The organism is Marinobacterium profundum (genome assembly GCF_001528745.1).
Lineage (GTDB): Bacteria > Pseudomonadota > Gammaproteobacteria > Pseudomonadales > Balneatricaceae > Marinobacterium_A > Marinobacterium_A profundum.
Genome location: NZ_BCNS01000102.1, coordinates 1 through 26,098, shown reverse-complemented (window position 1 = coordinate 26,098; position 26,098 = coordinate 1). Strand labels below are relative to the sequence as shown.

20 protein-coding genes are annotated in these 26,098 nt (G+C 58.3%); 12 read left to right on the top strand and 8 right to left on the bottom strand.

Going from position 1 to position 26,098, the window contains the following annotated elements; genetic code table 11:
• Positions 1-53 precede the first annotated feature (53 nt).
• The 4 genes from MPRO_RS09700 (at position 54) to MPRO_RS09685 (ending at position 6,319) form a co-directional block, all read left to right on the top strand.
• The gene (locus tag MPRO_RS09700) at positions 54-1,730 is read left to right on the top strand and encodes a transporter substrate-binding domain-containing protein (protein ID WP_067291090.1); all 1,677 of its coding nucleotides are present in this window, start codon (positions 54-56) and stop codon (positions 1,728-1,730) included.
• Complete coding sequence (locus tag MPRO_RS09695) at positions 1,727-3,142, top strand: sigma-54-dependent transcriptional regulator (RefSeq protein ID WP_067291086.1); 1,416 nt, start codon at positions 1,727-1,729, stop codon at positions 3,140-3,142. The genes MPRO_RS09700 and MPRO_RS09695 overlap by 4 nt, the downstream gene beginning before the upstream one ends.
• 397 nt (positions 3,143-3,539) lie before the next feature.
• Positions 3,540-4,997, top strand: a complete 1,458-nt coding sequence (locus MPRO_RS09690) for an aspartate ammonia-lyase (RefSeq protein ID WP_067291083.1) — start codon at positions 3,540-3,542, stop codon at positions 4,995-4,997.
• Positions 4,998-5,038: 41 nt separating this feature from the next.
• Positions 5,039-6,319 (top strand): dicarboxylate/amino acid:cation symporter, encoded by a 1,281-nt coding sequence (locus MPRO_RS09685; protein ID WP_067291080.1) that lies wholly within the window; start codon positions 5,039-5,041, stop codon positions 6,317-6,319.
• A gap of 293 nt (positions 6,320-6,612) precedes the next feature.
• Here MPRO_RS09685 and MPRO_RS09680 read toward each other — a convergent pair whose 3' ends face one another.
• The 7 genes from MPRO_RS09680 to MPRO_RS09650 form a co-directional block, all read right to left on the bottom strand.
• Positions 6,613-7,428, bottom strand: coding sequence for an IclR family transcriptional regulator (locus MPRO_RS09680; protein ID WP_067291076.1), 816 nt, complete (start codon positions 7,426-7,428; stop codon positions 6,613-6,615).
• A gap of 122 nt (positions 7,429-7,550) precedes the next feature.
• Positions 7,551-8,261, bottom strand: coding sequence for an ABC transporter ATP-binding protein (locus tag MPRO_RS09675; RefSeq protein WP_067291073.1), 711 nt, complete (start codon positions 8,259-8,261; stop codon positions 7,551-7,553).
• Position 8,262: 1 nt separating this feature from the next.
• The gene (locus MPRO_RS09670; protein WP_082708614.1) at positions 8,263-9,090 is read right to left on the bottom strand and encodes an ABC transporter ATP-binding protein; all 828 of its coding nucleotides are present in this window, start codon (positions 9,088-9,090) and stop codon (positions 8,263-8,265) included.
• Entirely contained in the window at positions 9,087-10,046 is a 960-nt protein-coding gene (locus MPRO_RS09665; RefSeq protein WP_067291070.1) for a branched-chain amino acid ABC transporter permease, read from the bottom strand. The genes MPRO_RS09670 and MPRO_RS09665 overlap by 4 nt, the downstream gene beginning before the upstream one ends.
• 22 nt (positions 10,047-10,068) lie before the next feature.
• Positions 10,069-10,932 (bottom strand): branched-chain amino acid ABC transporter permease, encoded by an 864-nt coding sequence (locus MPRO_RS09660; RefSeq protein WP_067291067.1) that lies wholly within the window; start codon positions 10,930-10,932, stop codon positions 10,069-10,071.
• Positions 10,933-11,055: 123 nt separating this feature from the next.
• Positions 11,056-12,240: an ABC transporter substrate-binding protein gene (locus MPRO_RS09655; RefSeq protein ID WP_067291064.1), complete on the bottom strand. Its 1,185-nt coding sequence runs from the start codon at positions 12,238-12,240 to the stop codon at positions 11,056-11,058.
• A gap of 261 nt (positions 12,241-12,501) precedes the next feature.
• Positions 12,502-13,401 carry a LysR family transcriptional regulator gene (locus tag MPRO_RS09650; RefSeq protein ID WP_067291060.1) on the bottom strand — a complete coding sequence of 300 codons (900 nt, stop codon included), beginning with the start codon at positions 13,399-13,401 and terminating at the stop codon, positions 12,502-12,504.
• A 108-nt stretch (positions 13,402-13,509) separates the two neighbouring features.
• Between MPRO_RS09650 and MPRO_RS09645 the strand changes: the two genes are divergently transcribed.
• From MPRO_RS09645 to MPRO_RS09615, 7 genes are all read left to right on the top strand, one after another.
• Entirely contained in the window at positions 13,510-14,313 is an 804-nt protein-coding gene (locus MPRO_RS09645; RefSeq protein ID WP_067291057.1) for a dioxygenase family protein, read from the top strand.
• Positions 14,314-14,325: 12 nt separating this feature from the next.
• Positions 14,326-15,042, top strand: coding sequence for an alpha/beta hydrolase (locus MPRO_RS09640; RefSeq protein ID WP_067291054.1), 717 nt, complete (start codon positions 14,326-14,328; stop codon positions 15,040-15,042).
• 686 nt (positions 15,043-15,728) lie between these two features.
• Positions 15,729-17,108 (top strand): Rieske 2Fe-2S domain-containing protein, encoded by a 1,380-nt coding sequence (locus tag MPRO_RS09635; protein WP_067291191.1) that lies wholly within the window; start codon positions 15,729-15,731, stop codon positions 17,106-17,108.
• Entirely contained in the window at positions 17,105-17,596 is a 492-nt protein-coding gene (gene benB / locus MPRO_RS09630; RefSeq protein WP_067291050.1) for a benzoate 1,2-dioxygenase small subunit, read from the top strand. Before MPRO_RS09635 ends, benB begins: the two co-directional genes overlap by 4 nt.
• 19 nt (positions 17,597-17,615) lie before the next feature.
• Positions 17,616-18,632, top strand: coding sequence for a benzoate 1,2-dioxygenase electron transfer component BenC (benC, locus tag MPRO_RS09625; RefSeq protein WP_067291045.1), 1,017 nt, complete (start codon positions 17,616-17,618; stop codon positions 18,630-18,632).
• 5 nt (positions 18,633-18,637) lie between these two features.
• Positions 18,638-19,417, top strand: coding sequence for a benzoate diol dehydrogenase BenD (benD, locus tag MPRO_RS09620; protein ID WP_067291041.1), 780 nt, complete (start codon positions 18,638-18,640; stop codon positions 19,415-19,417).
• A 236-nt stretch (positions 19,418-19,653) separates the two neighbouring features.
• Positions 19,654-20,868 carry a benzoate/H(+) symporter BenE family transporter gene (locus MPRO_RS09615; protein ID WP_067291038.1) on the top strand — a complete coding sequence of 405 codons (1,215 nt, stop codon included), beginning with the start codon at positions 19,654-19,656 and terminating at the stop codon, positions 20,866-20,868.
• A gap of 75 nt (positions 20,869-20,943) precedes the next feature.
• On the opposite strand, the gene MPRO_RS09610 is transcribed toward MPRO_RS09615, so the two are convergent.
• Positions 20,944-22,125 carry an acetyl-CoA C-acyltransferase family protein gene (locus tag MPRO_RS09610; protein WP_067291033.1) on the bottom strand — a complete coding sequence of 394 codons (1,182 nt, stop codon included), beginning with the start codon at positions 22,123-22,125 and terminating at the stop codon, positions 20,944-20,946.
• Between the two features lie 332 nt (positions 22,126-22,457).
• Between MPRO_RS09610 and MPRO_RS09605 the strand changes: the two genes are divergently transcribed.
• A complete protein-coding gene (locus MPRO_RS09605) occupies positions 22,458-25,913 on the top strand; it encodes an adenylate/guanylate cyclase domain-containing protein (protein ID WP_067291030.1) in 3,456 nt (1,151 codons plus the stop codon).
• Positions 25,914-26,098: the final 185 nt, after the last annotated feature.

The following is a 26,098-nucleotide window of genomic DNA, read 5'->3' as shown; positions in this document are numbered from 1 at the left end:
TGGACGGTACAGCCAGAATTGTTGAGGGGCATCGCTTTGCTCGGTGGTGGCTAATGGCGATTGGCATCACACTGTTTGTCAGTATCCAGATCCATGCCAGAGGTCTGCCCCAGGGCGAAAGCTCCCGGGATCTGATCATAGTTGCGGGCGATCACAACTACCCGCCCTATGAGTTTATAAACAGTGATGGCCAGCCGGATGGCTACAATACCGACCTGACCCGGGCCATCGCCGAAGTCATGGGCATGGATGTCGAGATTCAGCTGGGGGGCTGGGCCGAGATGCGCCAGCGGCTGGAAGATGGCGAGGTGGATGCTCTGCAGGGCATTTCCTATTCCCAGGACCGTGCCGAAGGTTATGTATTCTCGCCGCCCCATGCCATCGTTCATCAGTCGATATTCGCCCGCAAGGGCGACCCCGAAATCGGCGATTTGTCGCAGCTGCGGGGCAAGGAAGTGATAGTGCAGGATCGTGGCATTCTGCACGACAAGATGCTGAACGACGATGTCGGCGCCACGCTGATATTGGCGGACACCCACGCCGATGCACTGCGCCTTCTGGCCTCGGGCAAGCATGACTATGCCCTGGTGGCAAACCTGCCGGGGCTTTATCTGGGCCGGGAACTTGAGCTTTCCAATATAGTGCCCGTTGGCAAACCCTTTGCCCCGCAGCGTTATGGGTACAGTGTTCTCAAGGGTAACGAAGAGCTACTGGCGCAATTTAGCGAAGGCCTGGCGATTCTAAAGAATACCGGGCGTCAGCAGGCGTTGTACGACAAGTGGTTTGGTCCGCTACAGGGTGGCGGCGTGCCATGGAAGAAGATCGGTCAGGCGGCGGGGCTGATGTCACTGGTGCTGTTGCTGGTGCTTGGCGCTATCGTTATCTGGAACCGCATGCTGACCCGACAGGTGTTGCGCCGGACTCAGGAGCTGCAGCTGCAACAGCAGAAGCTGATTCAGGCCGACAAAATGACCTCCCTCGGGATACTGGTTTCGGGCGTGGCCCACGAGATCAACAACCCCTGTGGTCTGCTGCTGCTCAATCTGTCCGTATTGCAGGACGTGTACCGCGATTGCGAGGATATTCTGGAAGCCCATTACCAGGAACAGGGTGACTTTGACCTCGGCGGACTCTCCTATTCCCGCATGCGTGACGAGGTGCCGCTGATGCTGGGTGATATGCTCACCGGCGCCCAGCGTATCCGCCGTATCGTTGATGATCTGCGTGATTTCGCCCGCCAGGGGCCGGTTGAGCTGAGTGAGTCGGTCGACCTCAACGAAGTTGTCGCCACGGCCATTCGGCTGGTGGACAACAGCATTCGCAAGGCGACGGATCATTTTGAGATCAGCTATGCCGACGAGCTGCCCGCGTTCAGGGGCCACGGCCAGAAAATCGAACAGGTGGTGATCAACCTGATCGTGAACGCCTGTCAGGCGCTCGAATCTGCGGAAAATGCCATCAGGGTCGAAACCCGCTACGACGCTGCCAGCATGATGTTGCGACTTGAAGTTGAAGATCAGGGCCACGGCATAGCGCCGGAAAATCTTTCGCGCCTGAGTGATCCGTTTTTTACTACCAAACGGGAGCAGGGCGGTATGGGGCTGGGTCTTTCGGTCTCCACCAGTATCGTGCAGGAACATGGCGGCATTCTGGAATACTACTCGGCGCCAGGGGCCGGCACCCGCGCGGTGCTGTCACTGCCCGTCAATCAGGAACCAAAATCGACATGAGTCAGAATCTGTATCCTTCCTTCGGTGTCCTGCTGGTCGATGATGAAGCGCCTTTTCTGCGCAGTCTCAGTATCGCGCTGGAGCGCCGTGGCGGCATAAGCCATATCTTCCGCTGTGAGGATAGCCGCGAGGCGCTGGGCATCATTGCCCGTGAGTCTATAGGGCTGGTGTTGCTGGATCTGACCATGCCGCATATGTCCGGTGAGGCGCTGTTGCAGCGCATCGTTGAGGAACATCCCGATGTCGGCGTCATTATCATCAGCGGTTTGAATCAGCTGGAAACCGCGGTCAGCTGCATTCGCCAGGGCGCCTACGACTATTTCATCAAGACCACCGAAGAAGATCGGCTGATTGAAGGTATCCGCAAGGCGATACGGATGCAGGAGATGCGGCTGGAAAACCAGGAAATGCGCCGGCGTTTTCTCAGCGATACGCTGGAGCGCCCGGAGGTGTTCGAGGGCATTATTACTAGGGACAAGGGCATGCGCTCGGTGTTTCAGTATCTTGAAGCCGTGTCAGCCAGCAGCCAGCCGGTGCTGATCAGTGGTGAAAGCGGTACCGGCAAGGAAGCCATTGCCCATGCCGTGCATGCGCTCAGTGGCCGCAACGGACCTTTAGTGAGCGTGAACGTGGCGGGGCTGGATGACAACATCTTTGCTGATACCCTGTTCGGCCATCACCGTGGTGCCTTCACCGGCGCCGACAAGGCGCGGGCCGGCATGATCGAGCAGGCCGGCAGCGGCACCCTGTTTCTGGATGAGATTGGTGACCTCAGCCTGGCGTCCCAGGTCAAACTGCTGCGCCTGCTGCAGGAAGGGGAGTATTACCCGCTGGGCAGTGACCGCCCCAAGCGCATGCGCGCCCGGGTGCTGGTGGCAACCCATCACAACCTGGAGCAGAAACAGCGCGTTGGTGCTTTTCGCAAGGACCTTTATTACCGTTTGCGCACCCATCAGGTTGAGCTGCCGGCACTGCGCCAGCGCCGTGACGACATAGGCCTGCTGCTGGAATATTTTCTGGCCCAGGCCGCAGAGGAGCTGGGGCGTAGCAAACCGACCTTTCCGCGGGAACTGCCGATCTTGCTGCAGAACTACGGCTTTCCCGGCAATGTACGGGAGTTGCGTGCACTCTGTTATGACGCCTTGAGCCAACACCGTGGCGGGGTGCTGTCGATGGAGGTGTTCAGGCGCGCGGTCGGGCAGGGCGCTGCTGTGCCGGAACCCGAGCATGAGTCCAGCACGCGGTCGCTGTTTGCACCGGATCAGCCCTTGCCCTCGCTGCAGGAAGTCGCAGACCTGCTGGTGGCTGAAGCCATGCAACGGGCCCAGGGCAATCAGTCCCTGGCCTCACGCCTGCTGGGGATTTCCCAGCCTGCACTCAGCAAGCGGCTGAAAAAATCCCAGCCTGAGTGAGCCTTGATGAGGCTCGCTCTGAACCTCTCTTTTAGCGCCTCTTTCAGTCCGGTTTTCAGCCTCTCCCAAGCTTTTTCAAAGTCCTGCGTGCCACGCCTCCCGCAACCCCTATAACCAGGGTTATAGCTATAACCTTGGAATAGCGCCTTAACGTATTGATAAACAAAAGATAACTGCCATTTATTGGCTTTTCCTATGCCTTTCGTTATACCCCTCGAATGCCTGCGTCCTAGCCGCCACCAAGCTATTAGTTCTTCAATAACAGTCGCTTAGGTCTTAGTTAGCATTCTGGCATTGTCTTTGCTTTATGTATGTCAGAGATCGCGCCATAGCTCGCCCGCCTGCTTTCAGGTGGGCACCTGGCCGGTACAACAACAAACAGCATGAGATGAACGCGATGGCCCAGCATGAAGCGGCGCAACAGTTGAACAATCGGCGGCGGGAAAAGGATCTGCTTGGTGAAGCCTGGGTCCCACAGAAAGCCTACTATGGCATTCAGACTCAGCGTGCCCAGGAAAACTTCGATCTTAGCGGCATCAAGCTCAGTCTTTTTCCCCAGCTGATCAAGGCGCTTGCGCTGGTGAAGATGGCCTGTGCCAAGACCAACAACCAGCTCGAATTGCTGGACGACACCAAGACCGATGCCATCCTTGCTGCCGGCAAGGCGCTGCTGGCGGGCCAGCACCACGATCAGTTCATCATCGACATGATTCAGGGCGGCGCCGGTACCTCGACCAACATGAACGCCAACGAAGTCATGGCAAACATCGGTCTTGAGTCCATGGGATATCAGCGTGGTGAATACGCCCACCTGCACCCCAACAACGACGTTAACATGTCGCAGTCCACTAACGATGCCTATCCCACAGCGGTGCGTCTGTCCATTCTGTTGAAACACAGCGATCTGGTAAAAGCCCTGGCATCCCTGCGGGACAGTTTCGCCGCCAAGGGTGAAGAGTTTGCCGACATCATCAAGATGGGCCGTACCCAGCTGCAGGACGCGGTCCCAATGACTCTGGGCCAGGAATTCCAGTCTTTTGCCAGCACCCTGGGCGAAGATATCAAGCTTATCGATGGTTTGTCTGAACTGCTCAAGGAAGTAAACCTGGGCGGCACCGCCATTGGCACCGGTATCAATACCGATCCTGAATATGCACGCCTGGCGGTGGGGCATCTGTCCCAGCTCAGCGGTTTTGAGTTCAAGCGCGCCACTGACCTGGTGGAAGCAAGCTCCGACATGGGCGCCTTCGTGCTCTTCTCCGGCATGCTCAAGCGCCTGGCCGTCAAGCTGTCCAAGATTGCCAATGACCTGCGCATGCTGAGCATGGGGCCGCGTTGTGGCCTGAACGAAATCAACCTGCCGGCACAGCAGCCCGGTAGCTCCATCATGCCTGGCAAGATCAACCCGGTGATCCCGGAAGCGGTCAACCAGGTCGCCTATCAGGTGATCGGCAACGATATCGCCATCACCATGGCCGCCGAAGCCGGTCAGCTGCAGCTCAATGCCATGGAGCCGCTGATTGCCTACAACGTGCTGGAGTCGATCCGCATGCTGACCCAGGCCATGGACATGTTCCGCAATCGTTGCGTGCGCGGCATTACCGCCAACCGCGATCGTTGCCAGGAGCTGGTCGACATGAGTATCGGCGTTATTACCGCCGTAGTGCCCTACATCGGTTACGAGAATTCCACCCGTATCGCCAAGAACGCGCTGGAAACAGGCCGCGGCGTACTGGAACTGATTCGCGAAGAAGAGCTGATGAGCGAAGAAGAGCTCAATGAAGTGCTCAAGCCCGCCAACATGATCCGTCCGCAGCGTCGCCGTCTGGCTGCTAACGCGGCAAAGATTGCTTAACGAGCGAATTACAACAACACCCAATAACAACGGAGTTACACATGCAACAGGCAACCATCGAACAGAGCCGTCAGGGCTTCTGGAGCTCACTGGCACTGTGGAAGAAGATCCTTATCGGTATGGCCCTGGGGATGCTGACGGGTGTGTTTCTTGGCCCCGATGCCGAGATTCTGAAACCCATCGGCACCCTGTTTATCAACGCCATCAAGATGCTGATCGTACCCCTGGTGTTCTGTTCCCTGGTGGTAGGTGTTACCTCCATGCAGGATACCCGCAAGCTCGGGCGAATCGGCCTGAAGTCGCTGCTGCTCTATATGGGCACAACGGCGGTGGCTATCAGTATCGGTCTGGGCCTGGGTGCGCTCTTTGCACCCGGTGAAGGCATCAATATGGTTGCCTCGAGTACGGCCGATGCCGCCAAGGATGCGCCGACCCTGGTGCAGACCCTGCTTGCCATGATTCCAACCAACCCGGTGAGTGCGCTGGCCGCGGGCAATATTCTGCAAATCATCGTCTTCGCTCTGGGCCTGGGTATAGCGCTCAATCTCAGTGGTGAAAAGGCGAAACCTGCAGTAGAGCTGTTTGAAAGCCTGGCAGAGGGCATGTACAAACTGACCGAACTGGTGATGAAGCTCGCGCCTTACGGTGTCTTTGGACTTATGGCCTGGGTGGCGGGCAAGTACGGTCTTGAGATCCTGCTACCGCTGGTCAAGGTGATCGCCGTGGTTTATATCGGTTCTGTTATCCACGTTGTGGTGTTCTACTCCGGCATGATCAGCCTGGTGGGCCGCCTGAACCCAATGCGCTACCTCAAAGGTCTGGTAAACCCGGCGGCGGTGGCTTTCACCACCACCAGCAGCTCCGGTACCCTGCCTGCAACCATCAAGGCCGCGCGTGAAGAAATGGGTGTCTCCAAGGGCATTTCCAGCTTCGTGCTGCCGTTGGGTGCGACTATCAATATGGATGGCACGGCGTTGTATCAGGGTGTCTGTGCACTCTTTATCGCCCAGGCCTTTGGTGTTGACCTGGCGTTCTCGGACTACCTGCTGATCATCATGACTTCCACCCTGGCATCCATCGGCACCGCCGGTGTGCCGGGCGCAGGCCTGATTATGCTGTCGCTGGTGCTGACGACCGTAGGTCTGCCGATGGAAGGTCTGGCGATCATTGCCGGTATCGACCGTATTCTGGATATGGCACGTACTACGGTAAACGTCTGCGGTGACATGATGGTGTCGGTGCTGGTGGGCAAGAGCGAAAACGAACTGGATGAAACCATCTACAATCGTGAAAGCTCAGCTGCGGTCGCTGAACGCGCCTGATAGCCCTGCTTTGAAATGGGCGTGAAACACCTTTGAAATAACGGGGAATACTCGGCTTGGCCGGATATTCCCCGTTTTTCGTTTAGCTGAAAATTTGATGCCCGACGCCGTTTTGGCACAGTTATCATCTCAGCTCTCAGCTCTCAGCTCTCAGCTCTCAGCTCTCAGCTCTCAGCTCTCAGATTTTTCTTGCCCCTAGCCCCTAGCCCCTTTATTCTCGCACCTCGCACCTCGCACCTCGCACCTCGCACCTCGCACCTCGCACCTCGCACCTCGCACCTCGCACCTCGCACTCAAACAGCCGTACCGCAAATCAGTTTGGTAGTGCCGCGGGTAGTGGCGCTCAGCAGACGTTCATAGCGCTGACCGGGGCGTACATCGGTATCGCTGGCCATGCCCATCAGGCTGATCACGGCTTGTATCTGGCCGCCGATGTTAAAGACCGGACTGCTGATAACGTTGATATCCGGCAGAAAGTCACCGTAGAAACAGGCCAGCCTGTTTTCCCGCGTGCTGCGGATCAGGGCGCTAAACTCATCCTTGTTCAGCTGCTTGCCTCTGAAACGGGGCAAGGCGCTGGGGGCCTGATAGAAGTCATCGATAATCTGGCGCTGGCGCTCTTCAGGCAGGTAGGCCAGAAAGAGTCGGCCGGCGGCGGAGAAAAACGGCGACAGCTCAGTGCCCAGACGCACATTGACGGCCAGCACCTGACTGGAGTCCAGCCAGTTGACGATCAGCGGCATAGTGCCGTTCCAAATCGCCACCGACACGGTTCTGTCGGTGGCCAGGTGCAGGCGGGCGGCGGCATCAAAGGTTATGGGCATGGGGTCGATGCGTTTCAGCGCCGCCATGCCGAGATTGAGGCTAGCACTCGCCAGGGTGTAACGGGCATTCTGCACCTGGACTATGTACTGCATGCGGCTGAGACTGATGAGGTACTTGTGCAACCGGCTGGAGGACAGGTCGAGCCGCAGGGAAAGCTCCTTCAGGCTCAGGGCTTTGGGCGACTGGGCAATTTCGTTCAGTACCCGCAGCCCGATCTCCAGCGAGCCGATGCCCTGACGGCTGGTTTCCGTAACGGACGTCGGTGGGGTCTTGGCTGGCGTCATGGGGGTTCTGTTCCTGTTTAGGGTTGATCTGCAGCGCGAGCCTTGCTGCAGGTCGCACGCTGTATTGGCGCGCAGTCTGCAACCTGGGCCATGCTGGCGTCAATCACCGCAAGTGGGGGGAGTTACACCCCCAGGTGCGATTCTACCTCGTCTCGTTGCGCCAGCAACTGCTGGCTGTCGCCCTCGAACACCACCCGACCCTTGACCAGCACTATATGGTGGTCACAGATTTTCTCCAGTACCTGGATGTTCTTGTCGACAATCAGGGTGGAGACGCCGCTTTGCTTGATGGTGCGGATCACTTCCCAGATCTCCTTGCGAATAAGTGGCGCCAGGCCTTCGGTGGCTTCATCCAGAATCAGCAGGTCCGGGTTGGTCATCAGGGCCCGGCCTATGGCCAGCATCTGCTGCTCGCCACCGGACAGCTGGGTGCCCAGGTTGCTCAGGCGTTCCTGCAGGCGCGGGAAGGTCGCCAGCACCCGGTCGTAATCCCACAGCACTTCGCGGCGCTGATTGGGCCTGGCCGCCATCAGCAGGTGTTCCTTCACCGTAAGATTGTGAAACATGCCACGGCCCTCGGGCACGTAAGCGATATCGCGGCGCATGCGCTGCCAGGTCGGCAGCCCGTCGAGATCCTGATCCTGAAATCGTACCTGACCGCTGCGCGGCGTCAGCACGCCCAGGATGGATTTGAGCGTGGTGGTCTTGCCCATACCGTTACGGCCCATCAAACTCACCGCCTGACCCTTTTTAATGTCAAAGGACACACCGTGCAGCACATGGCTGTCGCCATAAAGGGTATGTAAACTACGCACTTCCAGTAAATTGCTCATATCAAATCACCTCGTCGCCCTGACCTAAATACGCGATTTGTACGCGGGCATCATCCCGCACCTGGTCTACGGTATCGGTGATCAGGTGCTGACCGTCGACCATCACCGTGAGCTGGTCCGACAGCTCGAACACCGCATCCATGTCGTGCTCCACCAGCACAATGCAGTAATCCTGCTTGAGTGTTTTCAGCAGCTGGATGATGAGCTGGGATTCTTCATGCCCCATGCCGGCCATGGGTTCATCGAGCAGCAGCACGCAGGGCGCGGTGGCCAGTACAGTGGCGATCTCGAGCTGGCGCTGTTCGCCGTAGCTGATGCGCGAGGCGACGGCGTCGCGTCTATGGGCCAGGCCGACTTTTTCCAGTGCCTGTTCGGCCATCTCGGTCAGCAGTTTCTCACTATGGCGTGAGCGGAAAATATTGAAGCTGCCGCCGACACGGCGCTGGGCGGCGATGCTGCAATTCTCCAGACAGGTGGCGCTGGGGTAGATATTGGTTTTCTGAAAGCCGCGGCCAATACCGCGTCGGCTGAACTCGTAGGGCTTGATTGACTCTATCGCCTCGCCCTTGTGCAGTATCCGGCCGCGGGTGGGGCTGTAGGTGCCGCACAGCAGGTTCAGCAGGGTGCTTTTTCCGGCGCCGTTGGGGCCGACGATGCCATGCAGCTGGCGGTCGCGAAACTGCAGCGACAGATCATCCAGTGCCTTGAGGCCACCCCAGTACTTGCACAGAGCTTCGGTTTCCAGCACCACCTCGGTGTCGCTCAGGGGCTTATGGGCCGCCTGGGTGGCGACAGGGGCGCCGGATTCCAGAGTGATATTGCTGCTCATTTGCGTTTCTCCAGCAGGGATTCCAGATATCCGGCCAGACCATGCCTGAACGCCAGTACCATCAGGATGATGAGGACGCCCATGGGCAGCAGCCAGTTTTCGGTCAGGTGTTCGAAGCCATAATGCAGGCCCTCATACACCAGAGTGCCTAGAATGGCACCGTAGAGCGTACCCAGGCCGCCGAGTATCGACATCACCAGGGCGGTGCCGGAGGTCTGCCAGGACAGCATCGAGGGATTGACGAAGCCGTATTGCAGCGCGAACAGGTAACCGGCGTAGGCGCCCAGCGCCGAGGCGATGACGTAGCTGGCCAGGCGGAAATGGAACACGTTGTAGCCCAGCGCCGTGGTGCGCTCAGGGTTTTCCTGCACCGCATCGACAATACGGCCGAACTTGGAGCGCATAATGAGCTTGAAGAACAGCAGGCAGTTAAACAGCGACAGCAGGCACAGGTAGTAGAAGTGCGTCGGGTTATCGAGGTCGAACAGGTTCAGGCCGAAAACATGGGTCTCGGGTTTGACGTAAATAAAGACGCCGTCATTACCGCCGAATTCGGTTGAATCCGAGAAAAAGTAAAAGCACATCTGCGCCAGTGCCAGGGTGATCATGATCATGTAGATGCCGCTGGTACGCAGCACTATAAAGCCGACGATCAGCGCTACCACTGAGGCGATTGCCAGAACATAGAAGGTGTAAATCCAGAAGTTTACGGCCTCGTATTCCGGTGCCAGCATCACGAACAGATAGCCGCCCAAGCCATAGAAGAGCGCATGGCCCAGGGTGACCAGGCCGCAGCGGCCCACCAGGTAGTCCAGCGACATGACAAAGATCGACAGAATCAGGATGGTTGCCAGCTTGTTAACGTAGTAGGTGTTCTGATCCAGCAGCAGCGGCATAAGCAGCGCCAGCGGGAAGAACACCCAGATAAAAAGTTTTTCCGCACGATTGGTAAACATGGGATTTTCTCCGGGCTTGGCGTTAGTTGGCGAACAGGCCCTTGGGCCTTATCAGCAGTACAACCGCCATCAGGATGTAGATCATCATGCTGGATACCTGCGGCAGCATGATCGAGGAAAAGGTATCGACTATGCCTACCATCAGGGCACCCACAAAGGCACCCTTGATGGACCCCATACCGCCGATAACCACCACTACAAAGCACGAAATCAGCACATGCTCGCCCATGCCGGGCACCACGGATACCATAGGCGCCGACACGATGCCGGCGATGGCGGCCAGGGCAACACCCGCGGCGAACACCAGCGTATAGAGGCGATTGATATCCACGCCCAGGCATTCAACCATGTCGCGGTTGGACTCGCCGGCACGAATCAGCATGCCAAGACGGGTCCGGTTGATGGTCAGGTACATGCCGATGGCAATTAGAATGCACAGGCCTGAAACGAACAGTCGATAGACCGGGTACTCGATCATGTCGGTCAGCGGAATAGCGCCATCCAGCCAGGCGGGGACGGCAACGCCCAGCGGGTCGTTGCCCCAGAGCAGGCTTTGCAGGGCGTTGAACACAAAGATCAGACCGATAGTCAGCAGCACCTGATCCAGGTGATTGCGCCGGTACAGGCGGATGATCAGGGTGCGTTCAATCAGTATGCCCAGCAAGAGTGCGATAATAACGGAGATCACCGCCGCCATCCCGAAGCTGCCGGTGGTGTTAGTGAAGTACCAGGCCAGATAGGCGCCGACCATATACATGGAGCCGTGGGCCAGGTTGAGAATGCCCATGACCCCAAACACCAGGGTCAGGCCGGAGGCGATCAGGAACAGCAGCAGGCCGTACTGCACGCCGTTCATCAGTTGAAACAGAAACAGGGTTATATCCATCGTCGTGCGCCAGGTTGGGCGTCGCAAAGTCCACGCCCATCAGGGCGCACGGACAGCGACGGTCACCTGTACGGGCTGCGAGGCCCGCTCAGGTCGATTACAGAGGAGGACTTGGAGACAGAGTTACAGCTTGCAACCGCGGGCGGGGTCTTCAAGCGCCTGGGCGGCGATGCTGAGCACCTGGTTTTCGCCGTTCACGACCTTGCGCAGATAGATATCCTGTATCGGGTTATGGGCCTTGGAGAAGGTGAACTTGCCGCGGGGGCTGTCGATGGTGCTTTCTTCCATCGCCTTGATCAGCGCCTTGCGATCACTGATGTCACCCCCCAGGGTATTTATGGCCTGGGCGATCAGCAGGCCGGCATCATAGCCCTGTACGGCATAGATATCGGCCGGCTTGCCGAAGCTGCTGGCGTAATCCTGACGGAATTTATGGTTGGCGGGGTTATCCAGGTTATCGGCGTAATGCAGCGTGGTGAGAATGCCTTCGGCGGCCTCGCCCTGGGCTTCAAGCGTGCCTTCGGTCAAAAAGCCTGCGCCCAGCAGCGGAATCTTGTCGTTCAGGCCCAGGGCGTTATAGTCCTTGACGAACTTTACTGCGCCACCGCCGGCAAAGAAGACGAACACCGCATCGGGTGCGGTTGCCGCTATATCGGTGATGTAGGGCTGGAACTCAGTTTTGGGGAAGGGCACCAGAATTTTTTTGACGATCTCACCGCCACCGGCGGTGAAGGATTCTTCAAAGGCGTCCAGGCTTTCCTTGCCCATGCCGTAGTTCCAGCTCATGGTCACGACCTTTTTGTAGCCGGCATCGAGGGCGACCTTGCCCATGGGGTAGGACGGCTGCCAGGACGAGAAAGAGGTACGAAATACGTTGGGCGCGCAGAGAGGGCCGGTTGCAGCCGCGGCGCCTGCGTTGGGGATGATCATGATCGCATCCTTGTTGCGCAGCACCTTGGACATGCCCATGGCGACGCCGGAATGCACGGGGCCAATAATAAAGTCGGCCTTGTCCTTGTCGAGCAGGGATGAGGCCAGCTCCGGAGCACGTTCAGGCTTGGCTTCGGTATCCAGTTCCAGAAATTCAATCTCGCGACCGTGCAGCTGGGCAGCGTTTTGCTGCAATGCCAGTTTCAAACCGTTGCGCCCGGCATCGCCCAGGGCGGCATAGACACCGCTGAAGGGCAGCATTACGCCCACTTTGACGGGCTCTGCGGCGTTTGCGGCTGTAGTAACAATAGTACCGATTAGGCCGGCAGTAGCGCAGGCCGTGACAAGTTTGCGCAGTCTGTTTTTGTTGTTGTGCATGGCGGAAGACTCCCTTGAGTATTCATATTATTTTGGGAGACCCATTGTTAGATCGGGTTCTGTCTGTGAAATAGCCATTGCCTGCACCCCTGTATCCGTTTCATGCAGCGCCGGATGGCGTGCATGGGTTAGATACAGGGGCCGGATATGGATCGAGGTAAGATGAAAGTGCTCTAACACACCGCAGGATATGAGCACAGCAAAGGGGGCACCGAACGCGGGGCTGCTCCGGGCTCGAGCTGTGTGCCGGGGCACCATCGGCTACCAGGCAGAGCTGGTCAGGGCAAACTGCGAAGCGAGAAAATCGACCAGTGCCCGGACCTTGGGCGAGACCTGTTTGCGACTCGGATAGACCGCATAGATGCCCAGCTCACCGGAATGAAACTCCGGCATCAGTTCAATCAGTGCCCCCGATGCAAGATCGTCCCCGACCAGAAAGCTGGGCTGCAGGATAATGCCCAGGTGCGACAAGGCTGCAGCACGGCAGCTGTCACCGTTGTTGCTGCGCATAAGGGGCTTTGTTGTGACGCTTACCGGGCCCGCGGGGCCCTCGAACGTCCACTCATCCCGGGTTGACCAGTAGCTGTAGGCAATGATTATGTGATTGCTCAGGTCATCCGGGTGTAGCGGGGTGCCGTGCTGTTGCAGGTAGGTGGGGGACGCACAGAGCACCATGCGGGTTGTTGCCAGGCGCTTGCTGATCAGGGTGGAACTGGGCAGGTTGGCGATGCGAATGGCCAGGTCGTAGCCTTCCTCCACCAGATCAACGGTGCGATCCGCCAAGGTAATATCGAGCTTTACCCTGGGGTGAGCGCTGCAGAACTGACCCCACAGGGGGCCAAGATGGCGGATGCCGAAAGTGACCGGTGCATTAACCCGCAGCAATCCCATGGCCGCGCGGCTATGGGACCTGATTTCGGTCTCGGCTTCATCCAGGCCCGTGAGCAGATCCCGGCTGCGGGTAAAAAACAGTTCGCCTTCTTCGGTCAGGGAAAGCCTGCGTGTCGTGCGGTGCAGCAGGCGCACGCCCAGACGGCTTTCCAGTTCAGCCACGTAGCGTGATACCGCCGCCTTGGAGAGGCCCAGTGTCTCGGAGGCCTTGACGAAACTGCCGGCATCCACCACCGCGCAGAAGGTTTTCATCTCCAAAAATCGATCCATTATCTCAATATCCGGAATAGTTAATCCGAATTTATGGTGTTTATCCCAGATCTGCAAGGCCCTAATGTAGCGAATGCCCAATAGCCCCCTAACCCTCAAGGAGACTTAATGCGCAAAGCCCCCGTTTTGTTTATTTCTCACGGCGCCCCGACCTTTGCGCTGGAGCCGGGGCTGCTGGGCCCACAGCTGAATGCGGCCGGCCGGCAACTTGCCGGCGCTAAGGCCATTCTGCTGGTATCGCCGCACTGGCAGTCCCGCCACATCCGTGTCATGACGACGGTGGCGCCAGAGACCATTCACGATTTTGGCGGTTTTCCCCGGGCACTGTTTGAACTGCAGTACCCGGCCCCGGGCTCCCCCCGGTATGCCGCCCAGGCGGCCGAGTTGTTATTCGGCGCGGGCTACAGCGTAACGCTGGATGCCCGGCAAGGCCTGGATCACGGTGCCTGGGTGCCGCTGCGCTATCTGTTGCCCAACGCCGATGTACCGGTATTCCAGGTATCGATGCCATACAACCTTGATGCGGCGGGTGCGCTGGCGCTGGGCAGGGCACTGGCGCCCCTGCGGGAACAGGGTGTGGTGATTATTGGGTCCGGCAGCATGACCCACAGCCTGTACGAGTTCCGCCAGCAGGGTGGGAGACAGGCGGCCTATGCGGCTGAGTTTGCCCGCTGGATACACAGCGCCGTCATGGCCGCAAAGCTGGAACAGCTGATGGATTACCGTACGCTGGCGCCCCACGCAGAAAGAGCGCATCCCACCGATGAGCACTACCTGCCGCTGCTGGTGGCGCTGGGCGCGCGCTCGGACGATGAGCAGGTGCACTTTATGCAAGGCGGTATCACCCATGGCGTACTGTCAATGGATTCCTATGCCTGGGGGCTTTGCGCCGAACAGCCAGGCACACTTTAATCAGGAGTTTTTATGAGCACGCAGAACAACACACTCGGTCCGTTGCAGCAGGACGCGGCGTTTGAACTCGCCTATCGGATCAGGATGCCGCAACCGGCCCGTCCCCGGGGTCTCGTGCTTTTGCTGCACGGCGTTGGCGGCTCGGAAATGAGCATGGCCACTCTGGCCGCTGGCATTGATCCCGAACTGCTGGTGATTGCGGCACAGGCCCCGCTGATTCTGGGGCCGGGGCAGTTCGGCTGGTTTCAGGTGGCGTTTGGCGCCGAGGGGCCGCGCATTGATGCCGACCAGGCAGAGCAAAGCCGCCAGCGGCTGATTCGCTTTGTTGCGCAACTGCAGTTCCGCTATGGGCTTGAAGCACAGCATACCCTGATCGCCGGGTTCAGCCAGGGCGGTATTATGAGCGCGAGTGCTGCCCTGAGCGCCCCGTCGCAGTGTGCGGGTTTTGCGGTGCTGTCCGGACGCATCCTGCCGGAAATTGAACCTCATCTGGCGCCGGCATCAGCCCTGGCGCAATTGCAGGCGTTTATCGGTCACGGAGAGTATGACAGCAAGCTTGCGGTGAGCTGGGCCCACCGCGCCACAGTCTGGCTGAGCAAACTGGGCGTTAACAGGCAGTTAAAACTTTATCCCATTGATCACAGTATCAGCGAGGCGATGCAGGCCGACTTTTATGCGTGGCTCGATGGCGTGATCGTCGCAGGAAGTGCCTCGGCGCTGCGGCATTGACCCTGGTCTGAGCCGGAGTCTGGGCACTGCGTGCACTACCACTGGCTGGGTTCGGCCAGTGGCCGCTTTGCCATCGTTTTGCAGCACTCTGCGGGGCCACATCGCTGGATGTGACCCAACAAAAGTGGATAGACCGTTAGATTGCCTGCTCAAACGCCGCTGCTTTACCCTGTTTCCCAGAGTTCGCACGCATATCCTCGAAACTCGCTTCGCTCCTGTCCCGGTATTCGTAAACTCCCCTGAAAACCGCTCCTGCGTTTTCAGGATTTCCGCCATCCATGGCGGTCATTCCAGGCTACAAGGGCACCCCGACATCATTTCCACCCGGTAGGATGTGGTGCAGCTAAGCGAACCATCAATTCGGGGGTCACATCACACCTTCACCTTGCCCCTTCTAACTGAACTTCACGTCATGCAGGAAAGGGATAAAGGCTGTCAGAAACTGGATAGTGGCCCGCAGGGCTCTCGCCTTAAGCTGGATGCAAATGAGGAGGGCATCCCAAGCATTTTGACCTGATAGCGTCGTCCATTGGTGAGACTGACCGCTACACAGGAACTGTTAGCCAGGTGCCAGCCTTGTCATTGGCGAGGGATACATGGGGTGCTAGATGAATACCACGCAGGTCTGCGCGCCCGGCAAAAAGACGCTGCGTAAGTGCTATCTAAAACAAGAGGGAGTGAACGATATGACCACCAAACTCGACAAGCTCGCAGACAAGGTACGCAATGCCGTTGTCGCCGACCCAGAAACCGGTCGCTATCAGTGCGATCGTGGCATCTTCACGGACCAGGAACTCTTCGATCTGGAAATGAAGTACATTTTCGAAGGCAACTGGGTTTATCTGGCGCACGAAAATCAGATTCCGAATCCGGGTGATTACTACACCATCACCCTGGGCCGCCAGCCGGTGGTTATTACCCGCGCCAAAGATGGCGAACTCAAGGCGCTGCTGAACACCTGTTCCCACCGTGGCGCCACTTTGTGCCGCAAAAAGCGTGGCAACAAGGCCTCCTTCACCTGTCCGTTCCACGGCTGGACCTTCCGTAACGATGGCACACTGCTCAAAGCCAAAGACCAGAAGACCGGCGGCTATCCGGAACAGTTTAATACCGAAGGTTCCCATGACCTGAAGCAGCTGCCCAAATTTGTCAATTACCGCGGTTTCCTGTTCGGCAGTCTCAATGCGGATGTGGCTCCACTGGAAGAGTACCTGGGTGAAACGACCAAGATCATCGACAACATCGTGGATCAGTCGGAAGACGGCCTGGAAGTTCTGCGCGGCAGCTCGACCTACACCTACGAAGGCAACTGGAAACTGACCGCTGAAAACGGCGCTGACGGTTATCACGTAGGCACGGTGCACTGGAATTATCTGTCTACCATGGGGCAGCGGGACTACGACAAGGGTGGCACCGAGGCGGTAGACGCCAAGAGCTGGTCTGCCGATGGCGGCTTCTATTCCTTTGAGAACGGCCACATGATGCTGTGGACCCGTCTGCTTAACCCGCAAGTACGTCCTATCTTTACCCAGCTGGAGCGCCTGAAAAAGACCTTTGGCGAGGCGCGTGCCGACTCCATCGTTGGCACCACCAAAAACCTTTTGGTGTACCCGAACGTCTATCTGATGGATCAATTCTCCACCCAGATCCGGGTGACGCGTCCGATCTCTGTCAACAAGACAGAAGTGACCATCTACGCCTTTGCTCCGAAAAACGAGCCGGCAGAGCTGCGTGCCAAGCGTATTCGTCAGTATGAAGATTTCTTCAATGTGACCGGCATGGGCACCCCGGATGACCTGGAAGAGTTCCGCGCCTGCCAGACCGGTTACGAAGCAGGCGGCATGCGCTGGAACGACATGAGTCGTGGTGCCAACCAGCACTGGATTGACGGCGCGGACGAACACGCCAAACAGATCGACCTGAAACCCATCATGAGTGGTTCCCGGCCGGATGACGAAGGCCTGTACGTGAACCATCACCAGCACTGGCAGCTTGAGATGACTCGAGCCATAGAGGCCGAACGTGCCCGTCTTATTCCCGTGACCTCAGAGGAGACTTCCGCATGAGCCCGAGCTACCACGACATTGAGCAGTTCATTATTCGCGAAGCCCGCTTTCTGGACGACCGGGAATGGGACAGCTGGCTAGCCTGCTATCACGAGAATGTCACCTACTGGATGCCCGCCTGGGATGACGAAGATGAGCTGACTGAAGATCCACAAACCGAGATCTCGCTCATCTTCTATCCCAACAAGAAGGGCCTGGAAGACCGGGTATACCGGATCAAGACTGAGCGGTCCGGCGCCAGCACCTTGCCACAGCCACGCACCACGCACTTCACCAGTAACCTGGAGATCCTGTCCCAGGATGAAAGCGAAGTGAAGCTGCGGTTTAACTGGCTGACCAAGGCCTACCGCTACAAAGCAACGGCTGAATTTTTCGGAACCTCTTACTGCACCCTGGACATCACCGGTGAGCAGCCGCTCATCCGCGACAAGAAACTGGTTCTGAGCAACGATTGCATCAATCAGGTGCTTGATATTTACCACCTGTAATTGATGGGAGAGCATCATCATGAGTTATAACATTGCCCTGAACTTTGAAGACGGCGTTACCCGTTTTGTGACCTGCAAGGAAGGTGAAACAGTTCTTGACGCCGCCTACCGTGCGCAGATAAATCTACCCATGGACTGCTCCGATGGCGTTTGTGGTACCTGTAAAGGTACCTGCCATCAAGGCAAGTTCGACCTGGGTGATGAGTACCTTGACGAAGCGCTGTCAGAGGAAGAGGCCGAGCAGGGCGTGGTCCTGACCTGCCAGATGGTGCCCTCCAGCGATTGCGTGGTGGAGGTGCCTGTGGCGTCCACCATGTGCAAGACCGGTAAGGCAGAAGTGACTGGTACGGTAACAGAGGTTAACTTGATTTCAGCGACTTCAATCGAACTGAAAATCACCGCCGAAAGTGACATTGCCTTCCTGCCGGGCCAGTACGTGAATATCCAGGTACCGGGCACTAAAGAGGTCCGCGCCTATTCATTCAGCTCCCTGACAGGCAGCCGGGACCTCAGCTTCCTGATCCGCAATGTGCCAGGCGGCTTGATGAGTTCCTGGCTGGTGGATACGGCCAAGCCCGGCGACAAGGTCAGTCTGACCGGTCCTATGGGCGTGTTCTATCTGCGCCCGATTGAGCGCCCCATTCTGATGCTGGCCGGTGGTACCGGGCTGGCACCCTTCCTGGCCAAGCTCGAGTATATGAAGGCCCAGAATCTTACCGGTCAGCCCACGCACCTGATTTACGGTGTTACCAACGACGAAGATCTGGTGTATGTGGCCCAGCTTGAGGCCTTTGCCCAGGAGATGGACAACTTCAGCGTTCGCACCGTAGTGGCCAGTGCTGAGAGTGAGCATCCACACAAGGGCTATGTCACCAATCATATGGCTGAGGCGCCGATCAACGACGGTGATGTCGATGTGTACCTGTGTGGCCCGCCTCCAATGGTGGATGCCGTGCTGCATTACTTCCGGGAACAGGGCATCAAACCGAATTCCTTTCACTATGAGAAATTCACCGCAAGCGCACCCGGGGAGTAAGTCGCATGAAAGCCCGTTTTACTCAAAAGGTGATGGTGATTACCGGAGCCGCGCAGGGTATCGGCAAGCGTGTGGCGGAACTGGCGGCCGCAGAAGGTGCCAGGCTGTTGCTGGTCGATATCGCGGACCACATACAGAGCGTCGCGGCACAGCTGCGTGAGCAGGGTGCCGAGGCCGTTGCGGTTCAGGCCAACCTTGAAACCTGGGACGGCGCGCAAACCATTATGGCGGAAGCCCACAAGCAATTTGGCCGTATCGATATTCTGATCAACAATGTCGGCGGTACCATCTGGGCACAGCCGTTCGACCAGTACACGCCGGAGCAGATCGAAAAGGAAATCCAGCGCTCGCTGTTTACCACGCTCTGGTGCTGCCGTGCTGTATTGCCCCATATGCTCGAACAAAAGGGCGGCGTGATTGTAAACGTGTCCTCGGTCGCCACGCGCGGGCTGATGCGAGTGCCTTATGGTGCGGCCAAGGGCGGCGTGAACGCCATGACCGTGAACATGGCGTACGAGTATGCGCCACACAACATCAGGGTGAATGCCACAGCTCCTGGCGGTACCGAAGCGCCCCCGCGGCTGACGCCACGCAATACACAGGCGCAAAGCGAGCAGGAAAAGGGGTGGTACCAGCAGTTGATTGACCAGACCAAGGACAGCAGCCTTATGCACCGTTACGGCACCCTGGACGAACAGGCAGAGCCAATTCTGTTTTTGGCATCCGACGCCGCCAGTTTCATCACCGGCACCATTATGCCGGTCGCAGGGGGCGACCTGGGCTAAGGCGCGCCGAGACTGGGTGTCCGCAGCGACATAAGAGTATCGCGACGAGCTCCCTGAGAATCGGCGCCTTGCTCCAGGTCGCAGTGATTAGGCTGTTAGTCTGAGTTTTGTGTACCAGGACCTACCTGTGTCGCGGGCGCATGGATGCGCAAGCGTGGCGATGGCCTCGGCGCTTAAGCGTGCGGGGTCTTTTTTTAAGCAGAGCCTGCCCGGATCTCAACAACGGATTCATGCTTATGTCGAGCCTTCTGCGAGACCTTTCTGTGCCGGCGGTCGTCGCCGGTCTTGTGGCCGTGCTGGTGTCCTATTCGGGGCCTTTGGCGATCTTTTTTCAGGCCGCCCAAAGCGCCGAAATATCCCCCGAGATGATGACATCCTGGGTCTGGGCTATCTCCATCGGTGCCGCCATTTCCGGTATAGGGCTCAGCCTCTGGTTGCGGGTGCCGGTTGTTACGGCCTGGTCGGCGCCGGGCACGGCGCTGCTGGTGTCCCTGTTTCCGCAACTGTCGATCAATGAGGCCGTTGGCGCCTATATCACGGCGGCGCTGGTGATTTTTGTTATCGGCATAACGGGTCTGTTTGACCGCGTTATTCATCTGATTCCCCGCAGCGTGGCGGCGGCCATGATGGCCGGTATTCTGTTTGATTTTGGCCTGGGCGCCTTCCAGGCACTTGAGTCCATAGCACCGGTGGCCATCGCCATGCTTGTGGCCTACGTGGTGCTGAAGCGCTTGAGTCGCAGCTACTATCTGGTGCTGCTGTTCGGTGTGGGTGTGCTGCTCTCCCTGAGCATGCTGGATGCGGATCTCAGCCGGCTGGAATGGCGCCTGGCAAGCCCGCAGTTTATTGCCCCCATCTGGACCTGGCACGCCACCCTGAGTCTTGCGCTGCCGCTGGTGATCGTCAGCCTTACCGGGCAGTTCCTGCCAGGCTTTGCGGTGCTCAAAACCTCGGGATACCTTGTACCGACGCGCCCGATCATCAGTGTATCCAGCCTGGTGTCCATTCCCATGGCATTCTTCGGCGGTATTACGACGGTGGTTGCTGCCATTACTGCATCGCTCTGTACCGGCCCCGATGCCCATGAAAACCCTGACAAGCGTTATGTTGCCGGTGTGGCCAATGGCGTTTTCTATCTGCTGGGTGGCTGTTTTGCAGGCACTATAGTGCTGTTTTTCTCGATCTTTCCGTCCCAGATGATTGCCATCCTCGCAGGTCTTGCGTTGCTGGGCGCGATCGGCAGCAGTCTGAGTGCTGCGATGGAGCAAAAGGATCAGCTGGATGCCGCCCTTATTACCTTCATGACCACCGCCTCCGGCATCTCTGTGCTGGGTATAGGTGCGGCTTTCTGGGGAGTGGTGCTGGGATGCCTGGCCTACGGTCTGGGCCAGGCCGGGGGCACAGGCTCGGCGCCTTGGCGGCACACGAAAAAAGGGCCATCAGCGAACTGATGGCTCTTTTTTCTTTATTATCATCGACGAACTGTCAGTGCTTTAATTCCAATGTGGTGAACCAGTCCCGATGTGTTATAGCCGTTCGAATATCACTGCGATACCCTGACCGCCGCCGATGCACATGGTTACCAGGGCGTATTTGCCATTGGTACGGTGAAGCTCATAAATCGCCTTGGTTGCTATAAAGGCGCCGGAGCAACCAATGGGGTGGCCCAGGGCGATGGCACCGCCGTTGGGGTTGGTCTTGGCAGGATCCAGTTCCAGTCCCTTGGTGACGGCAAGGGCCTGGGCTGCGAAAGCTTCGTTGGACTCTATCACGTCCATCTGGCTGAGCTTAAGACCGGCCTTTTTCAATGCCAGCAGGGAGGCCGGAATCGGACCTTCACCCATAATGTGGTTCGGTACGCCGGCCACGGCGTAGGATACCAGCCGTGCCAGGGGTGTCTGTCCGGCTTTGGCCGCAGTATCGGCATTGGCCAGCACCATGAAGGCGGCGCCATCATTCAGGCCCGAGGCGTTGCCGGCGGTGACGGTGCCGTCTTTCTTGAACGCCGGGCGCATTTTGGCCAGGGAGTCCATGCTGGTGCCGGGCTTGACGTGTTCGTCGGTCTCGAAAATGGTATCGCCCCTGCGGCTTGTCAGCGTCACAGGTACTATCTGCGATTTGAAGCGGCCTTCCTCGATTGCCTGGGCGGCACGGCGGTGGGACTCCACAGCCACGGCGTCCTGATCTTCCCGGCTCAGATTCCATTTCTCCGCCAGGTTTTCGGCGGTAATGCCCATATGGCCGACGCCAAAGGGATCGTTGAGGGTCGCCACCATCATGTCGATCATGGCGGTATCGCCCATGCGCGCACCCGAGCGCATCGCCGGTGACAGGTAGCCGGAACGGGACATAACTTCAACGCCGCCGCCGATACCGTATTCACAGTCACCCAGCATGATCGATTGGGACGTGGAGACGATGGCCTGCAGGCCGGAGCTGCACAGGCGATTCACCGCCATGGCAACGGATTCCATCGGCAGACCTGCCTGAATGGAGGCGACACGGGCGACATAAGCGAAGCGCGAATCGGTGGGAATGCAGTGCCCGGCGGTGACATAGTTGATCTGCTGCGGGTCCACTTTGGAACGTTCTACCGCTGCCTTCATTACCTGGCCGGCCAGTTCAGCAGGCTCGATTTGGCTCAGGCCGCCACCAAAGGTGCCGATGCCGGAGCGGGTAGCGCTTAGTACAACAACATCATGACTCATTGCTTTGTTCTCCATAGGGTAATGCCGGCTCGGGCCTTCTTGGTGTATTTCGCACAGAGCGAAGGGTCATCCGTAACCGCAGGGGACATTGATTACAGGTGTTTGGGCGGCGTAAATCAAGTCCCATTTTGTCTAACACCCCGAGGCAATGTGGGTTGAAATGAGACTATGCTCTAAAGGCGTTAGGCCGCAATGTTGCATCTCCATGGACTGATGGGGGCTGAGCACAGTAGCCAATCGGGCAGATACATAGTGTTATCAGGGAGCGACAGACCAGGTTTCTGCACAGTTTTTTGCCGTGTGACGCGGCGCAAGCGGGAGTCCTGGATCTTATGTTATGTAGCCAATGCGCCTTTGAAAACCCGCCGGGCGCCAAGGTCTGTGGCCAGTGTGCTGCGGTGCTCGACGCGGCTTGCCCGGTTTGTGCCAGCAGCGTTGCTGTAACGGCAAAATTCTGCAGCGAATGCGGCACTGGTCTGCAGGCTGCTCTTAAAGAGCGAATCTCCTCGCGCAATGGAATATCAGGTTGGGAGGCTTCTGACAGCTCCCAGATGACGGGCCCCATTGGCTATACGCCGGCCCACCTGACCGAACGCATTCTCGCCGAACAGGCGGCCCTGCAGGCCCGCGCTGTGGCTAGCGGCGAGCGCAAGACCATCAGCGTACTCTTTGCCGACATGGCAGGTTCCACCGCCCTGATTCAGGGTCTGGATCCCGAGGAGGTGCGTCAGCTGATAGACCCGGTACTGGCGCTGATGATGGATGCGGTGCACCACTATGAAGGCTATGTTTCCAAATCCTTGGGTGATGGCATCCTGGCGCTCTTCGGGGCGCCTATAGCCCATGAGGATCACCCGCAGCGGGCACTCTATGCGGCGCTTCGAATGCAGGACTCCATGCGTCTCTATGCCGATCGGCTACGCCTCGATCAGGCGATACCGCTGCAGATACGTGTCGGCATTCACACCGGTGAGGTGGTGGTTAGGGCTATTCGCACCGACAGTTTGCAAACGGACTACGACCCGGTGGGGCAGACCATCCATATAGCCTCGCGCATGGAGGGTATCGCGACTCCGGGGTCAATCGTCGTCAGTGAATCCACCTATCGTCTGACCGACGGCTATCTGGCCTTCAGGCCACTGGGGGTGACTCCGGTCAAGGGTATGTCCGAACCCCAGGCCGCATTCGAGGTGCTGGGGCTGGGGCCTTTGCGAACTCGCCTGCAGATGGCGGCCAGTCGCGGACTAGTACCCTTTGTCGGGCGCAGGCCGGAGCTGTCGCAGCTGCAATATTCCTTTGATCAGGCTTGTGCGGGGCTTGGGCAGGTTGTCGGGGTGGTAGGGGAGCCCGGTGTCGGTAAGTCACGGCTGTTCTACGAATTTACCCTTGGGTCAAAGGACAACGCCCTGGTGATGGAAACCTTTTCGGTGTCCCACGGCAAGGCATTTGCGTATCGCCCACTGATCGAATTGTTGAACAATTACCTGCAACTGAGCCCGCAGGATGATGAGCGCCGCAGACGCGAGGTTATAACGGGCAGAATTCTGACACTGGATCGAGATTTGGAAGACGGCTTGCCCTATTTGATCTATTTGCTGGGGCTGGCCGAAGCAAACTCGAACCTGGCACAGATGGATGCGGCGCTTCGCCGTGCCCGCACCTTCGATGCGCTGCGCCGGGTGCTGCTGCGTGAGAGTCTGAACCAGCCACTACAGCTGGTGTTCGAGGATCTGCAATGGCTGGATCAGGAAACCGAGGCGTTTCTGGAATATTTTCGTGGCGGAATAGGTGCCGCGCGCATCCTGTTACTGGTCAACTACCGTCCCGAATACCGCCACGACTGGGCGCAAAGCAACAATTACGCCCAGCTGGAGCTGGAGCCGCTAGGCCAGCAAGAGACGGTGGAACTGCTAGACGTGCTGCTGGGACTTGATGTCTCGATCGAGGCACTCAAACCTCGCATTCTGGCGCAAACCGGCGGTAATCCGTTCTTTATTGAAGAGGTAGTACAGACACTGGTAGAGGAACAGCTGCTCAGTGGCAGTGCAGGGCACTATCGTCTCGAGCAGACTCCGGACAATCTGCAGATTCCCACCACGGTTCAGGGGGTACTTTGTGCCCGTATAGATCGGTTGTCAGCCACGGAGAAAACCCTGCTGCAAACCTTGGCGGTGATGGGCAAGGATTTCCCCTGGAGTCTGATACAGCGGGTGGCTGAGCAGCAGGATGATGTGCTGCGGCGCGGCCTTGCCCGGTTGCAGGCGGGTGAATTTATCTACCAGCATCCGGCATTTCCGGAGATTGAATACAGCTTCAAGCACGGCCTGACGCAGCAGGTGGCCTACGGCACCCTGCTGCTGCAACGCCGTCGCCAGTTACATGAGCGTACGGCCCAGGCTATGGAAAGCCTGTTTCAGGATGTACTGGAACAGCATTGCAGCGAGCTCGCCTGGCACTATGGCCATAGCGACAATACCGCCAAGGCGGTGGAGTACCTGCAGCGCGCCGGCTACCAGGCGGCACAGCGCTCGGCCAATCAGGAAGCCATGACTCATCTTGGACGGGCACTGGAACTGTTGCAGTCCCTGCCAGAATCGTCCCAGCGCGACCATAGTGAACTGGCGTTGCAGATTGTACTTGGCCCCATCTATATGGCCAGACTTGGCTATGCCGCCCCCGAGGTTGAAGGTACCTACAGCCGGGCGCTTACCCTGGCGCGCCGGCTGGGGGAGGCGCCGCAACTGTTCTCGGTACTGGTGGGGCTGCGACGCTTTTATAATCTGCGGGGCGAGTTCCGTCGCGCCCAGGAAGTGGGCTTGCTGCTGCTGGACCAGGCTCAGAGCAGCGGCGATGCACAGTTGCTGCTTGAAGCCCACGCCGCCATTGGCGCCACCTGCTTTTTTATGGGGGACTTCGCTGCGGCCAGGCGCCATCTGGAGGCTGTCTGCCTGGGTTATAACCGGCATCAGCATGCCCATCACGCGTTTGATTTCGGTATGGATCCGGGGGTGTTGGGGAATAATTTCATGGCCTGGGAGCTGTGGTTTACAGGCCGGCCGGAGTCCGCGCTAACCCTCAGTGAACAGATGCTGAGCCTGGCAGAACAGGTAGCCCATCCGTTCAGTCTGGCGTTCGCCTTGGGATACAGTGCCCAAATGCATCAGTTGCGTGGAGAGGTTGATCGGGTGCGCGAGCGCGCCCAGGCGGCAGTAGCACTCTCGATTGAACAGGGGTTTCCCTATTGGCTGGCCCAGGGCCGGGTGTTACTTGGCTGGGTTCAGGCCTGGGAAGGTGAGGTTGATGCAGGCATTGACGAAATGCGTGCAGGGCTCAGCGAGTACCGCGCCAACGGTGCCGAGCTTGGGTGTACCTACCTGATGGCCATATTGGCTGAAACCCTGATCCGCGCAACCAGGTTCGATGATGCGCAGGCGATTTTAAGCGAGGCGCTGGTTTTGGAGCAACTTAATGGCGAGCACTATTACTGTTCTGAGCTGTATCGTCTGGAGGGGGCGCTGCAACTGGCGCGTGTCAGTACAGAGGGAAGGGGAGAACAGGTCAGCGCCCAGGCCCAAGTCTGTTTTGAGCGGGCGATTGCGCAGGCACATCAGCAGGGAGCCCTGGCACTGGAGCTGCGTGCTGCCACGGCCTTGGCCGGGCTCTGGCAGCAGCAGGGCAATATAGCGGACGCTCGCCAACGGCTGGAGGCGGTCTACAGTCGTTTCACCGAGGGTTTTGATACCGAAGATCTGCAGGCTGCCAGGGCGCTGCTGCATGCTCTGGGTTAATCCGTAGAGTGTGTTTGCAATACTCCCGCTTTCAGCGCCATAGCAGCAGGCGTTTAGTGGGAAGAGTATTCCCTTGCAGCTATTACTGGCCCGGGAGGCTGTCCGGGAATGCTGGCCGTAGCGAGAGCCGACTGATTTGAGCGGGTTTTTGCGGTGTTTTAAGGCGAATAGTGGTTCTATTTAAC

What these genes read in the sequence shown, in the direction of transcription:
- MPRO_RS09645 (WP_067291057.1), top strand. Translation starts at nt 13,510, where the DNA reads ATGCGCAAAGCCCCCGTTTTGTTTATTTCTCACGGCGCCCCGACCTTT.
- benD (WP_067291041.1), top strand. Translation starts at nt 18,638, where the DNA reads ATGAAAGCCCGTTTTACTCAAAAGGTGATGGTGATTACCGGAGCCGCG.
- MPRO_RS09690 (WP_067291083.1), top strand. Translation starts at nt 3,540, where the DNA reads ATGGCCCAGCATGAAGCGGCGCAACAGTTGAACAATCGGCGGCGGGAA.
- MPRO_RS09670 (WP_082708614.1), bottom strand. Translation starts at nt 9,090, where the DNA reads ATGAGCAGCAATATCACTCTGGAATCCGGCGCCCCTGTCGCCACCCAG.
- MPRO_RS09675 (WP_067291073.1), bottom strand. Translation starts at nt 8,261, where the DNA reads ATGAGCAATTTACTGGAAGTGCGTAGTTTACATACCCTTTATGGCGAC.
- MPRO_RS09660 (WP_067291067.1), bottom strand. Translation starts at nt 10,932, where the DNA reads ATGGATATAACCCTGTTTCTGTTTCAACTGATGAACGGCGTGCAGTAC.
- MPRO_RS09665 (WP_067291070.1), bottom strand. Translation starts at nt 10,046, where the DNA reads ATGTTTACCAATCGTGCGGAAAAACTTTTTATCTGGGTGTTCTTCCCG.
- MPRO_RS09610 (WP_067291033.1), bottom strand. Translation starts at nt 22,125, where the DNA reads ATGAGTCATGATGTTGTTGTACTAAGCGCTACCCGCTCCGGCATCGGC.
- MPRO_RS09615 (WP_067291038.1), top strand. Translation starts at nt 19,654, where the DNA reads ATGTCGAGCCTTCTGCGAGACCTTTCTGTGCCGGCGGTCGTCGCCGGT.
- MPRO_RS09680 (WP_067291076.1), bottom strand. Translation starts at nt 7,428, where the DNA reads ATGACGCCAGCCAAGACCCCACCGACGTCCGTTACGGAAACCAGCCGT.
- MPRO_RS09605 (WP_067291030.1), top strand. Translation starts at nt 22,458, where the DNA reads ATGTTATGTAGCCAATGCGCCTTTGAAAACCCGCCGGGCGCCAAGGTC.
- benB (WP_067291050.1), top strand. Translation starts at nt 17,105, where the DNA reads ATGAGCCCGAGCTACCACGACATTGAGCAGTTCATTATTCGCGAAGCC.
- MPRO_RS09685 (WP_067291080.1), top strand. Translation starts at nt 5,039, where the DNA reads ATGCAACAGGCAACCATCGAACAGAGCCGTCAGGGCTTCTGGAGCTCA.
- MPRO_RS09635 (WP_067291191.1), top strand. Translation starts at nt 15,729, where the DNA reads ATGACCACCAAACTCGACAAGCTCGCAGACAAGGTACGCAATGCCGTT.
- MPRO_RS09640 (WP_067291054.1), top strand. Translation starts at nt 14,326, where the DNA reads ATGAGCACGCAGAACAACACACTCGGTCCGTTGCAGCAGGACGCGGCG.
- MPRO_RS09650 (WP_067291060.1), bottom strand. Translation starts at nt 13,401, where the DNA reads ATGGATCGATTTTTGGAGATGAAAACCTTCTGCGCGGTGGTGGATGCC.
- MPRO_RS09700 (WP_067291090.1), top strand. Translation starts at nt 54, where the DNA reads ATGGCGATTGGCATCACACTGTTTGTCAGTATCCAGATCCATGCCAGA.
- MPRO_RS09655 (WP_067291064.1), bottom strand. Translation starts at nt 12,240, where the DNA reads ATGCACAACAACAAAAACAGACTGCGCAAACTTGTCACGGCCTGCGCT.
- benC (WP_067291045.1), top strand. Translation starts at nt 17,616, where the DNA reads ATGAGTTATAACATTGCCCTGAACTTTGAAGACGGCGTTACCCGTTTT.
- MPRO_RS09695 (WP_067291086.1), top strand. Translation starts at nt 1,727, where the DNA reads ATGAGTCAGAATCTGTATCCTTCCTTCGGTGTCCTGCTGGTCGATGAT.